Annotated in this window: 10 protein-coding genes; 1 reads left to right on the forward strand and 9 read right to left on the reverse strand. The window is 75.1% G+C overall.

Annotated features, from left to right (window positions below):
* Positions 1-2 precede the first annotated feature (2 nt).
* The 7 genes from ABZ495_RS28500 to ABZ495_RS28530 form a co-directional block, all read right to left on the reverse strand.
* Complete coding sequence (locus tag ABZ495_RS28500) at positions 3-659, reverse strand: response regulator transcription factor (protein ID WP_329490319.1); 657 nt, start codon at positions 657-659, stop codon at positions 3-5.
* Positions 644-1,963: a sensor domain-containing protein gene (locus ABZ495_RS28505; protein WP_359805327.1), complete on the reverse strand. Its 1,320-nt coding sequence runs from the start codon at positions 1,961-1,963 to the stop codon at positions 644-646. The genes ABZ495_RS28500 and ABZ495_RS28505 overlap by 16 nt, the downstream gene beginning before the upstream one ends.
* A gap of 106 nt (positions 1,964-2,069) precedes the next feature.
* Positions 2,070-2,525 carry a S26 family signal peptidase gene (locus ABZ495_RS28510; RefSeq protein ID WP_359805326.1) on the reverse strand — a complete coding sequence of 152 codons (456 nt, stop codon included), beginning with the start codon at positions 2,523-2,525 and terminating at the stop codon, positions 2,070-2,072.
* A 9-nt stretch (positions 2,526-2,534) separates the two neighbouring features.
* Positions 2,535-4,418, reverse strand: coding sequence for an ABC transporter ATP-binding protein (locus ABZ495_RS28515; RefSeq protein ID WP_359838771.1), 1,884 nt, complete (start codon positions 4,416-4,418; stop codon positions 2,535-2,537).
* 44 nt (positions 4,419-4,462) lie between these two features.
* Positions 4,463-5,056, reverse strand: coding sequence for a TlpA disulfide reductase family protein (locus ABZ495_RS28520; RefSeq protein WP_359838773.1), 594 nt, complete (start codon positions 5,054-5,056; stop codon positions 4,463-4,465).
* Positions 5,057-5,153: 97 nt separating this feature from the next.
* Positions 5,154-5,678, reverse strand: coding sequence for a MauE/DoxX family redox-associated membrane protein (locus ABZ495_RS28525; RefSeq protein ID WP_359805320.1), 525 nt, complete (start codon positions 5,676-5,678; stop codon positions 5,154-5,156).
* Between the two features lie 105 nt (positions 5,679-5,783).
* Entirely contained in the window at positions 5,784-5,984 is a 201-nt protein-coding gene (locus ABZ495_RS28530; RefSeq protein WP_359805318.1) for a hypothetical protein, read from the reverse strand.
* A 673-nt stretch (positions 5,985-6,657) separates the two neighbouring features.
* On the opposite strand from ABZ495_RS28530, the gene ABZ495_RS28535 reads away from it, so the two are divergent.
* On the forward strand, positions 6,658-7,845 hold the full coding sequence (locus ABZ495_RS28535) for a carbohydrate-binding protein (RefSeq protein WP_359838796.1): 1,188 nt from the start codon (positions 6,658-6,660) through the stop codon (positions 7,843-7,845).
* A 58-nt stretch (positions 7,846-7,903) separates the two neighbouring features.
* Here ABZ495_RS28535 and ABZ495_RS28540 read toward each other — a convergent pair whose 3' ends face one another.
* A complete protein-coding gene (locus ABZ495_RS28540; protein ID WP_359838775.1) occupies positions 7,904-10,855 on the reverse strand; it encodes a hypothetical protein in 2,952 nt (983 codons plus the stop codon).
* A gap of 2 nt (positions 10,856-10,857) precedes the next feature.
* Entirely contained in the window at positions 10,858-12,762 is a 1,905-nt protein-coding gene (locus tag ABZ495_RS28545) for an HSP90 family protein (protein WP_359838777.1), read from the reverse strand.
* Positions 12,763-12,796: the final 34 nt, after the last annotated feature.

A 12,796-nucleotide genomic window follows, 5' to 3' on the forward strand; every position in this document is an offset into this window, starting at 1 on the left:
ACCTACTCCCCCCGCAGGTGCGCCAGCACCGCCAGCACCCGGCGGTTGCCCTCCGCCGGGTCGAGGTCGAGCTTCATGAAGATGTTCCCGCAGTGCTTGACCACCGAGGCCTCGGTGATGCCCAGCCGCCCGGCGACGGTCTGGTTGTTCAGCCCCTCCGCCATCAGCGCCAGCACCTCCCGCTCACGCGGGGTCAGCCGGGCCAGTGGCCGGTCCGCCGCCTGCTGCCGGAGCAGGACCCGGACCACCTCGGGATCGATCACCGTCTGACCGGCCGCCACCCGGCGCAGCGCGTCCAGGAAGTCCGCCACCTCGCCGACCCGGTCCTTCAGCAGGTAGCCGAGCCCGGCGGGCTGCGCGCCCGCGGCGCCGAGCAGCCGGGTGGCGTACGGGGTGGCCACGTACTGGGAGAGCACCAGCACGGGCAGGCCCGGGTGGCGTTCGCGCAGCTCCAGGGCGGCCCGCAGGCCCTCGTCGTGGAAGTCCGGCGGCATCCGGACGTCGGTGAGCACGAGGTCGGGGCGGTCCGCGTCCACGGCGGCGGCCAGCGCGGCCGCGTCGCCGACCGCGGCCACCACCTGGTGGCCGCCACGGGCCAGCAGCTCGACCAGCCCGGCCCGGAGCAGCACCGCGTCCTCGGCGATCACGATCCGGAGCACGGCACCTCCACCCGGAGCCGCGTCGGCCCGCCGATCGGACTGGTCACCATCAGCCTCCCTCTCAGAATCGCGATCCGGTCGGCCAGGCCCTGCAGCCCCGCCCCGGCGGCCGGGTCGGCCCCGCCGCGGCCGTCGTCCGTCACCTGGAGCACCAACCGGCCGTCGTCGACCCGGCCGTGGACGGTGACCGCGGTGGCCCCGCTGTGCTTGGCCGCGTTGGTGAGCGCCTCGGTGACGGTGAAGTAGGCCGTCGTCTCGACCGGTCCGGGCAGCCGGTCCGGCAGGTCGATGTCCACCGCGACCGGGACCGGGTGGCGCAGCGCGACCTCGGCGACGGCGGCGGCCAGCCCGTGGTCGGTGAGCACCTGCGGGTGGATGCCCCGGACGAGGTCCCGCAGCTGTTCGAGCGCCTGCCGGGCCTCGCCGCGCGCCCGGTCGACCAGTGCGAGCGCCGGGTCGTCGTCCGCCCGCCCGCGAAGCTCGTACGCGGCCAGCCCGAGGGTCATGCTGAGGGCGACGAGCTGTTGCTGGGCGCCGTCGTGCAGATCGCGTTCGATCCGCCGGCGTTCGGCCTCGAAGGCGTCGACCAGGCGGGCCCGCGAGCGGGTGAGTTCGAGGACCTGTCGACCGAGGCCCTCCGGCCGGGGGCCGAGCAGGAACCGGACCAGCCGGACCCGGCCGGCGGTCAGCAGCGCGCCCGCGTACCCGCAGAGCAGCAGGCCGCCCAGTCCGACGGCGGTCGCGGGGAGGGCGGCGGCGGGACCGGGGACGGCCCGGCCGGGGATCAGCATCACGGTCTCGGGGGCCAGCGCCCAGACCACCAGCGGGCTGACGACCAGCGCGCCGCAGAACACCAGCAGGGCCGTGAAGGCCAGGTCGACGACGCTCAGGACCAGGGCGAACAGGGCGGTGTAGCCGAGCTCGCGCCAGGTGGCGCGCTCACGCAGCCTGGTCCGCAGCCGGGCCCGCCGGCCGACCCCGGGCAGCGCGCGGTGCGGGTCGGGCACGGGCACCGGCTCCACCAGCCGCAGCCGGCGGCGCTCCAGCGCGCCGACCGGGATCCCGGCGAGCGCGACGCCCAGCAGGACCACCAGGCCGACCCCGACGACGGACAGCCCGGTGCCGATCAGCAGCAGGGCGGCGAGCAGGGCCAGCAGCAGCGGCCCGAACACCGCACCCCCGAGCACGTGCCCCCAGCAACGCCACGGGGTGGAGGTGAACGGGAAACGCAGCGGGCGCGCCCGCAGGGCCGCCAGGACCGCGACGGCCTGCCGCCCCTCCGCCACCCCCCGGTCCGCCCCCATCCGGCCACCCTAACCGACCACCCCGCACCCGCCCCGACCTGCCCTTCCACCCCCGCACCCCCGCCCAGGCCCCCGAACCGCCCACCTGACACGACCCCGGGGCCCGTCAGCCGCGCAGGGGGACGCCGTCGAGGACCACGCCGACGATGCTGGTGGCCGGGACGGCGCCCCAGAGGCGGGAGTCGGTGCTGAAGGCGGGGTTGTCGCCGAGCAGGACCACCTGGCCGCCGGGCACGACGGTGGTGCCGGCCGCGGCGCGGACCGGGTCGGGCACCGGGTCGCCCGGCAGGGCGGCGAGGCGCTTCACCAGGAGCCGCCGCGGGCGGCGGCCGGCCGGGTCGGCGGGGAGGTCCAGGTCGGCCGGGGAGACCACGACGATCCGGCCCGGCCGAAGCCGCGCCCAGCTCCGGCGCAGGACCAGGACGCGCTGGCCCGGCCGCAGGGCGGGGGCCATGCTCGGCCCGGAGACCACGACGACCGACAGCGCGGTGCGGGCCAGCGCGGCGACGACCACCACCACGGCGGCGATCGCGCCGCCGACGGCGAGGAGCAGTTGCGTCATGGGGGTCTCCTACGGAACCGGGCCGGCCGCGGGCTGGTAGCCCTCGGCCTGGAGGGTGAACAGTTCGGCGTAGCGGCCGCCGAGCGTCATCAGGGACTCGTGGGTGCCCACCTCGGTGACCCGCCCCTCGGCGAGGACGACGATCCGGTCGGCGTCGCGGACTGCGGCGAGGCGGTGCGACACGATGACGCTGGTCGCTCCCCGGCGCAGTTCGCGCAGGCTGTCGTGGACCTCCTTCTCGGCGGCCGCGTCCAGCCCGGCGCTGGGCTCGTCGAGGATCATCAGGTCGGCGTCCCGGCGCATGAACGCCCGCGCCACGGCGAGTCGTTGCCACTCGCCGCCGGAGAGCGAATGGCCCCAGCCGGTGCCCGCCCCCTCGGGCAGGAAGATCCGGCTGAGCAGCGCGTCGTAGCCGCCCTCCAGCCGGTCGATCCGGGCGTGCACCCCGGCGGCGCGGGCGGCCCCGGCGACCCGGTCGCGGTCCTGGAGGTGGTCGAGGCGGCCGAGGCCGATGTTCTCGCCCGCGGTGAGGTCGTAGCGGCAGTAGTCCTGGAAGACCGCGCCGATCCGCTCCCGGTAGGCCTCCGGCGTGAACTCGCGGATGTCGACGCCGTCCCAGAGGATCCGGCCGCGACCCGGGTCGTAGAGCCGACAGAGCAGCTTGACCAGGGTGCTCTTGCCCGCGCCGTTGAGGCCGATCAGCGCGGTCACCGAGCCGGCCGGGACGGTCAGGTCGACGCCGCGCAGCGTCCACGGCGCGTCCTCGTGGTAGCGGAACCAGACGTCCTGGAACTCGATCGTCCCGCCGAGCCGGCCGGGTGCCAGCGGGACGGCGGGCAGGGCGAGGTCGGGTTCGGCGGTGCCCAGGGCGCGGTAGTGGGCGAAGGTGATGGCCGCCTGGTAGGCGGCCGCGCCGGTGCTCGCGAGCTGTCCGACGCCGGACTGGATGCCGGCCACGGCCGCCACGCAGACCGAGACCTGCCCGATCGACAACTCGCCCCCGGCGGCGGCCCGGACGGCCCAGACCAGGCCGAGCCCGTACACCGCGACGCCGAGCAGCAGGGCGGGCAGCCGGTGCCCGAGGTTCTGCCGGTCGGTGCGGTTCTCCGCCTCGGAGACCGCGACGAGTTCGGTCCGCGCCCGCTGCTTGAAGAAGTCCTGGAGGCCGAAGAGCCGGATCTCCTTCACCGCGTCGACGTCGGCGATCAGGCTGCCGTAGAACATCTGCCGGCGGTTGCGCGGCATGGTCTCGCGCAGCACGGCCGCCCGGCGGCGCCCGGCGGCGAGCTGGACGCGGATCAGCGGGAGCGTCAGCAGCAGGGTGAGCGCGCCGAGGAGCGGGTTCACCACGAACAGGGTGCCGAGGAAGCCGGCGACCGTCAGCAGCGCCTGGAGGCTGCTGAACGCCGAGCCGATGAGCAGGTCGGGGGCGATGCCGCCGGCCTGCTGGGCGAGCCGCAACTCGTCCTGGAAGCGCGGGTCCTCGAAGCGCCGCAGACCGGGCAACCGGTTGACGGCGTCGAAGAGTTCCTCCTGCACCCGCAGCCGGACGGCCCGGCTGCTGCGGGCCCGGGTGAACTCGCCGAACGCGGGGGCGAGCGCCAGCCCGAGGCTGGCCGCGATCAGCAGCGCGCAGATGCGGACGGGCACCCCGGCGGGGGCGCCCGTGCCGGCGGGCCCGGTGAGGTCGTCGAAGAGGTCGCTGACCAGCAGCGCCGTGCCGGCCGGCAACAGCCCGGCCACCAGGCTGGTGAGCAGCGAGAGCAGCAGGGCGGCCGGGCTCGCGCGCCAGGCGAGGGCGCAGGCGGCGGCGCCCGAGCGCAGGGCCCGCCGGCCCTCCGCCGGAACGGCGGGGCGGTGCCCGGCAGCCCCGGCGGGCGACGGGCCGGCCATCGGCCCGGCAGACGTCCCGGGGGGCGCTCCGGGAGGCGTTCCGGTCACAGCGAGGCGGGGGCGACGGTGAGTTCGGCCGGGAGAAGGCGGTTGGTGATCCGCCCCGCCGCGTCGATGTCCACGTAACTCGGCCAGCGGACCACGCCGAACGCCTCGGCCACCGAACCCTCGGCGACCCCGGCGGGCTCGACCACCACCCGTGCCACCGGTTCGAGCATCGCGACGAGGTTGTCGCCGACCGGGCCGGTGCCCTTGACCACGGCCACCACCCGCTCCCGCCCACCGGGGTAGGCCGTCACGGCCTTGACGAAGTCCGGGGCCTGTTCGAGGCACGAGCCGCAGGTGGTGGAGAAGAATCCGACTACTGCCCGGTCACCGGTCAGGTCGTCACCGGAAAACGGACCACCGGAATGCGAGACGGCCCGGAAAGCGGGCATCGGCGCGCCGTCCGGGAGCTTGTTCTCCGGAATAGACACACCGCTCAGAATGCTGCCCGCAGCACCACCCTGGGAGGCTCCGTGGGAATGACCGTGGGCATTTCCGTGGGACACCAGGGTGATTTTCCTGGCCAATACCAGGGTCAGCAGAAGATTGAATACCGAAAGGCAGCCGACCAGAATGACGGAGACCGTGGTCATGGTTATCTGTTCCTCGTTCCGGCGCGGTCGTGCGCGCGGGGATGGGGGCGCCCGGAAAGCCCCGGGGAAGCGGGAGCCCAGGGAAGGCGGGTGCCGGTCAGCGGGCGGCCGAGAAGAGTTCCACCAGGGTGTCGGTGGCGATGATCAGGATGCTGGCGAAGGCCGCGACCAGCAGGGCGACCGCCACCCCGGCGGCGGCGAGGCCGCCGGGATCGGACGCGGTGCTCGCCGACAGGCCGGCTCCGGCGATGGCGAGCAGGACCGCGTTGCGGACCACATGGGCCCGGTTCACGGGCACCCCGGAGGCCCCGAAGCACGAGCAGGAGACGTCCAGCCCGCGCCGCAGGACGGAGACCAGCACCACCGCGAAGGCCGCGAACATCCCGCCGGCGAGCGCGAACCCCCAGGTCGCGAGGGGCTTCGACGCCCACACCAGGAGGCCGGCGGCGACCTCCACCACCGGGACGGCGGCCGCGACGGCACCGGTCAGGCGCCCGGGCACGACGGACATCGCGCGCAGGGCGGAGGCGAACTCGCGCGGCGCCCGGAACTTGGCCAGCGCGGAGACGGCGAACACGGCCGCGAGCACGCAGCGGCCGCCGAGCAGCAGGTAGGCAGTCATGGCTCCCCCGTCACCGGCGCCCCCGCCCGGATGGGCGGGGGCGCCGGCGGACTTGTGTGTCAGTCGGCCGTCGTCGTCACGGCGAATGGATCGCCGGGACGGGGATCAGCAGCCGCCGATGATCCCGTAGGTCTCACAGGACGGCGCGACGGCGCAGTTCCAGGAGCAGCACGTGCGGACGTACAGAACCTCGCCGGAGCACCAGGAGCTGGTGCCCGCGGGGCACGCGCAGTACGCGTCCGCGGCCTCCTCCTTGAGGCCCCGGGAGAAGGTGCGGTCCACCAGGTTGAGAATCGCCTGAACCATTTGTTCCTCCACGCTGCGATAGCTGGACAGGAGCGGCTTTGCACTTACGGACGAGATCTCGTGTCGGGAAACGTAACCGACACATGAACAGCTTGTCTAGACCAACTTCGATCACGTTCGAAACGGGTGCGGACCACGCTCGGAACCGGAGCATCCGGTTCCATCGAAGGAAATCGGGGCGGCAATCACGACGTACGGAAAGGGGACGGAAAGGGGGCACAAAAGGGGTCAAGGGCGGATCCGGGAGGGGGGTCGGGAATGCCCCGGAATCCAGGGCCGGGCCGGAGCGACCACCGGACGTCCGGTCGGCCGGCCCCGGGAAGCGCCGCCGGGGCCGTCACCGGCGCCGCCGCCAGGGCCGCCACCGGAGAGCGCCGCCCGGGCCCGGCCGAAGGCTTGACCGTCCCATTGGTTGACGGCGGTTTCCAGACAGGTCTATACCAGTGGAGGCCGTCCGCACGCTCCCCCCGTGGCACGGCTGTCGCGCCCGACCGCGTCTCCCCCACCTCGACGCGGGCAGGCCTTCCCCCGCCGTTTCCTGGAGAGGTTCCCGATGGAACGCGCTCTTCCCCCACAGCACTTCACCCCACCGACCGGACCGCGGGCCCGGCCCTCGCACCGCACGCCCCGGGCCCGCCGGGCCGCGGTGGCGGTGGCCGGGGTGCTCGGCCTGGTGGCCGGCGCCGCGGTCGCGCTGGCCGGCGGCGGCGCCGCCGCGGCCGACGTCACCGCCCCGGCCGCCGGGATCGGCAGCAACTGGTACGCCTCGGCGCCCTACCTGATGCCCGAGGACAACAGCCCGCCGGACGCCGCGGCGGTGATGGACGCGACCGGCCAGAAGGCGTTCCAGCTGGCGTTCATCCTGGACAAGGGCGGCTGTTCCCCGGCCTGGGGCGGCACCTCCTCGATCGACACCGACACCACCATGCCGGCGGTGATCCAGACCATCCGGGCCAAGGGCGGGGACGTCTCGGTCTCGGTCGGCGGCTACGGCGGCAACAAGCTCGGCCAGGGTTGCGGAACCCCGGAGGCCACCGCCGCCGGCTACCAGAAGGTGATCACCAAGTACCAGCTGAAGGCGATCGACTTCGACCTGGAGGAGCCGGAGTACGAGAACACGGCGGCCATCCACAACGAGATCGGCGCGGCCCGGATCCTCCAGCAGAACAACCCCGGGCTCTACATCTCGATCACCACCGCCGGGACCGGGGCGGGCACCGGGTGGTTCGGGCAGCAGATGCTCAACGAGGCGAAGGCGCAGGGCTTCACCCCCGACAACTACTCGATCATGCCGTTCGACGGCGGCTTCAACGGCGCGGCCGCCCAGACCGCCGCCCTGGTCGCCTTCAACGGGATCCTCCGGACCACCTTCGGCTGGACCGAGGCCCAGGCCTACGCGCACGAGGGCGTCTCGCTGATGAACGGGCGCACGGACGCCGCCGAGTACTTCCGGCAGGCGGACTTCCAGACCGTGCTGGACTTCGCCCTCGCCCACAAGCTGGCCCGGTACACCTACTGGTCCGTCAACCGCGACCGCCAGTGCCCGGGCACGGTCGACCCTGGGCTGTCCGGGTCGTGCTCCAGCGTGGCGCAGAGCGACTGGGACTTCACCAAGTTCACCGTGCGGTTCGCCGGCGCCACGCCGCCCACCACCCCGCCGAGCACGCCCCCGACCACGCCCCCGACCAGCAACCCGCCGGGGGCCTGCGCCGACCCGGCCTGGAGCGCCACCACGACGTACACCAACGGCAGCAAGGTGTCCTACAGCGGCCACAAGTACCACGCCAAGTGGTGGACGCTCAACGAGAACCCGTCGGCCAGTGGACAGTGGGGCGTCTGGTCCGACGACGGCCCCTGCTGACGCGGGGCCGCCCGGTGGGCCCGCCGCCGCTCCCGGCGGTGGCGGGCCCACCGTCACCTCACCGCTCCTGCGCGCCGATCCGCTCGCGCAGTCCGGTCAGGATGCCGGCCGCCTCGTGCAGTCCGAAGCCCCGGCAGCGCTCGGCGGCGGCGGCGAGACGGGCCCGGGCCTGCTCCGTCCGGCCGAGGTCGGTGCCCTCGATCAGCCCGGCCAGCCGGACGGCCTCGGCGCGCGGCGTCTCGGCCGGCTCCCCGCCCGCCTCGTAGGCGGTGACCGCCGACTCGGCCTCGGCCAGTGCCTCCTCGTGCCGCCCGGCCACCGCGTACACCCGGGCCCGCTCGTAGTGGACGGCGCCGCGCAGGTACCAGGGGGTGTGCGGCTCGCCGTCGCGCTCGGCGGCCTCCCGGACGGCGTCCGCCTCGGCCAGCCGCTCCAGCGCCTCGGCCAGCCCCCCGGGGCCCTGCCGCTGCATGGTGATCCGGGCGAGATCCCGGAGCATACCGGCGATCTGGTCCGGCCTCGGCGCCTTCGCGTGCGAGGCGAGGGCCCGCTCGCGGGCCGTCCGGGCGGCCTCCCAGCGGCCCGCCTCGGCCAGCGCGAGGACGGCCTCGCCGGCGACCACGGTGTGGGTGTGCTGCTCCTCCCAGCCGGCCACCTCGTCGGCGAGCCGCAGGTACTCCTCCGCCGAGTCGCGGAACTCCTCCAGCGCGAACAGTCCGCGCGCGAGGTCCAGCCGGGCCTGCGCGAGCATCCGCTCGTCCAGGTCGGGCGCGGCCGGGTCGAGCAGCACCGACTCCAGGACGGCGACCGCGTCGGCCGCCCGGCCCGCGTCCCGCAGCAGGTCGGCGAGCTGGAGCCGCACCTGGGCGGCCTCCTCGGCGCCCGCCGGACCCTTGCGGTCGAAGCGCGCGGCGGCCTGCGAGAGCGCCCGGACGGCCGCGCCGTTGTCCCCGAGGTGGGCGCAGGCGTGGCCGAGCATCATGTACGTCGCCCCGAACGGGTACGAGTCGTCCGCCCAGCGGGTGGCCTCGGCCAGCGCCCGGTGGAAGACCTCGACGGCCTCGGCCCGGTCGCCGTTCTGCAGCAGCACCTGGCCGAGCAGGCCGAGCACCCGCGGCGTGTGCCAGGGCAGTTCGGCTTCGTCCAACTGCTCCAGGGCGCCGCGCAGTTCGGCCACCGCCTCGGCCATCCGGCCCTGCCGGGCGGCCACATCGGCGCCGTACTGGCGGGCGGTGGCCGTGCGCCGGAGCGAGCCCCGCTCGGTGCTCTCCCGCCGGTACGCGGCGACGGTGTCCTCGAAGCGCTCCAGCGTCCCGGCCGGGGGCTCGGGCAGCGCCCGGACGAGGTCGTGGTGGGCCGCGAAGGCCCGGCACTGCAGCACGATCAGGTAGTCGTCGGTCGTGATGGCCGGCCCGGCGGCTGCCGCGTCCGCGGCCGGCGGCGCGGCGAGCAGCGCCTCGGCCTCGGCCAGCGCCGCGTCCAGGGCGGGCCAGTCGGAGGTCGCGCCCTCGACGTCGCCGAGTTCGACCACCAGGGCCCGGGTGCGGACCGCCAGGGCACGCCCGGCCAGCCCCGCCCGCTCGAAGAGGTCGGCCGCCTCCAGCAGCGCCGCCCGGCCGCCCGTCCAGTCGTCCCGCTCGATCGCGGTATGGGCCCGCTGCTCGGCGAGTTCGGCCCGCAGCCGGGCGGCGCTGCCGGCCGCCGTGCCCTCGGTGTGCCGGTAGTCCGCGGCGCCGAAGCGCTCGGCGACCCGCTCCCAGAGGCGGTCCCCGTCCGGGTGGCCCAGCAGGTGCAGCTCGCGGGCCCGGACGACCAGGTCGGCGAAGTCCGCCGGCTCCGGCTCGGCGGCCCGCGGCGGCGCCGCCGGGGTGGCCGGCGCGGCCGACAGCTCCGGGGTGCTCGCGGCCCGCACCCCGAGCGCGAGCGGCTCGGCGAGCAGCGGGCGCCGCTCCAGCCGGGCCCGCCGGCGCGCGCCGACCGCGTCGGTGCCGTTGCGGGCGTCGAAGCGGGCCGCCAGCGCGTCCGCCTCGGTGCGCAGGTGGGCGAGGAGCGAGTCCACCGTCCAGGCGGCGCCGGGCGGTCCGCTGACGGCGAGCCCGCCGTGGCCGCTCCGGGCCAGCCCGGCGATCAGCACCTCGACGCCGGTCAGGAAGTCGAGCCGGCCGGCCTGGTCCCCGGTGACGCCGAACAGGTCGCGGTTCTCGGCCAGGATCTCCAGGCCGCGCGGCTCGTTCCCGGACAGCGCGCAGAACTCCACGTGCAGGCCGACCGCCCGGGCCATCCCGGACTTGCCGCGGGCGAACCGGTAGCCGACCAGGTGGCTGGAGCGCGCGTCGTCCAGCCGGCCCTCGCGCAGCAGCGGCAGCAGTGCGTAGGCGTGGCTGAGGTAGGGCTCCTCGGCGCAGGTGCTCTCGCCCTCGAAGACCGGCCGCCAGGCGTCCAGCGCCCGCCGGTCGTCCCCGGACCGTACGTGGTGGCCCGCCTGGGCGCGGATCTCGCAGGCCCGGCAGTCGCTCAGTTCGCTGCGCGGCCGGGCCGCCCACAGCTCGAAGGCCTGCTCGGTGTCGATCCCGGTGTGCGCGGCCAGGTGGTACCGCTGCGCGTAGTACGGCTGGAGGCCGTGGCCGGCGGCGCGGTAGCGGTCGCGCATCTCGGTCTGCCAGCGGCGCACCGCGTCCAGCGGGACGTCGGGGGTGCCGAGCAGCGCGGTGGCCACCCACTTGAACCGCCAGAACACCTGCTGGCCGGCCCACTCGCCGAAGCCGTCGCGGTCGGTGTCCCAGAGCTTCAGCACCCGGGCGAAGACCACCGGGGTCTTGCTCCGCTCGCCGTCGTACTCGTAGGCCTCCATCAGTTCGAGCAGCGCCATCGCCCGGACCGCGGTGTCGTCGAACTGCTCGGCGGCGTCGACCAGTTCCTCCGCCGTCACGGTCCGCAGCCGGCCGTACGGGCGGGCGTCGTTCTCGCGCAGCGCGGCCATCACCGCGTCGACGCTGTCCAGTACGTCCACGGTCAGGACTCCTTCTGCGGGTCGGCGGCGTCACGGTCGGCGGCGTCACGGCCGGCGGCGGCGCGACCGGCCGACTCGTGGCCGAGCATCGCGTGGTCGAGCAAGCTGATGAACGACCGGTTGAGCAGGGCGCTCTCGCTGGACTTCAGCGGGCGGCGGGTGAGCAGCACGGCCTGCCCGTACAGCGCCTCGACGGCGGTGACGGTCAGTTCGCGGTCGCCGATCGAGGCGGCCCGGCGCACCAGCGGGTTGAGGTGGTTGAGCACCAGTTGGGCGCGCGGCGCCTCGGCGCGCAGCGAGCCGAGGATGTCGGCCCACAGGCCGTCGGCCTCGTCCGCGAGCTGGGCGCGGGTGCGCTCGTGCCGCGCCTCCCGGTTGTCCAGCAGCAGCGCGGGCGCGCTGGTCGGGTGGAAGCTGCGCAGCGCGACGTCGCAGTCGAACCGGCCGACCACCTCGCGGGCGACGGTGAGGAACGCCGCCGCGGCCAGCTCGGCCGCCGGGTCGACGGTGTCCAGGTGGGCGGTGACGGTGCCCGGGTCGAGGTCGGCCACCGACGTGCCGGGGCGGATCTCGGGCAGCCGGTGGACGAGGTCCCGGTCGTAGGTGTAGCCGCCGTTGACCACGCCGAGGCCGGCCGCGGCCGCGATCGGGGCGACCTGGCGGAACTCCTCGACCGTGCGCGTCACCAGGACGACCGGGTGGGCGCGGGCGAACTCGTCCAGGGTGACATTGCCGTCGGTCGTCTCGAACGGCAGCCAGGGCAGCAGCATCCGCAGCAACTCGTCGTCGTAGCGAGCGAGTTCCTTGACGGCGAGGTGGTGCACCGAGATGAAGCGGTGCAGCAGGGCCGGATCGCTGGCGGAGAGCCCGGTGAGCCAGTCCCGGATGCGCGCGCCGAGGGCGTCCCGGACGGCGGCGAGCGTCTCGTCCGCGTACAGGCCCTCGCGCGAGGCGGTGGGGCGCAGGCTGTCGGTGTCGACCACGCAGCGGACGAAGAACGCCCAGTCGGGCAGGAGTTCGTCGGCCTGCTCGGACAGCAGCATGCCCTTGAGGTGGACCCGGTGGCCGGAGCGGCGGGACGGCGGCACCGCGTCCGGCAGGACGTAGGCGACGCCGCGCAGGCCGACCAGCGGCAGGTCCAGCTCGATGGTGTCCAGCGGGGTGAAGTCGAAGGTGGTGCGGCAGTAGGTGGCCAGCGCCTCGCGGCGGGCCAGCGGGGAGCCGTGCCGCTCGGCCCACGGCGGGGTGCGGTTGACCCGGGTGGCGGTGCCGCGGCCGTCGACCACCGTCACCTCGTGGCGCAGCAGGCCGCCGAAGTCCCGGGCGAGCGCCAGGACGCGGTCGGAGCGGGTCCACTCGGCGGCGTCGGCGCGCGGCGCCAGCCGGACGGTGGTGCCGGGCTCGGGCTTGGCCTCCGGCGGCAGGGTGCGGATGGTGTAACGGCCGTCGGAGCCGCCGCGCCACTCGATGACCGGCGCGTCCGGGGTGGCGGCGGAGCGGGTGACGACGGTGATCTCGTCGGCGACCACGAAGCAGGCCAGCAGCCCGATGCCGAACTGGCCGATGAAGTCCCCGCGGGCGCGGGCCAGGCCGGCGCCGTCGAGGCGGCCGTCGGCGTCGCGCTTGGAGCTGCGGCCGATGGTGGCGAGGAAGGTGTGGACGTCGGCCTCGGTGAGCCCGATCCCCGTGTCGGTGACGGTGAGGTCCTGGTCGGCGTGGACGGTGATCCGGGCCGGCGAGGCCGGGTCGAGCGCCTGGCGGGCGGAGATCGCGTCGACCGCGTTCTGCAGCAGCTCGCGCAGGTAGACCCGGGGGCTGGAGTAGAGGTGGTGGGAGAGCAGGTCCACCAGGCCGCGCAGGTCCACCTGGAAGGTGTGCGCGCTCGTCGGGTTCTCGGAAGGGGACACCGCAGGCTCTTTCGATCGCATCGGGTGTGGGGCG

Source organism: Kitasatospora sp. NPDC005748 (genome assembly GCF_040630735.1).
Taxonomy (GTDB): domain Bacteria; phylum Actinomycetota; class Actinomycetes; order Streptomycetales; family Streptomycetaceae; genus Kitasatospora.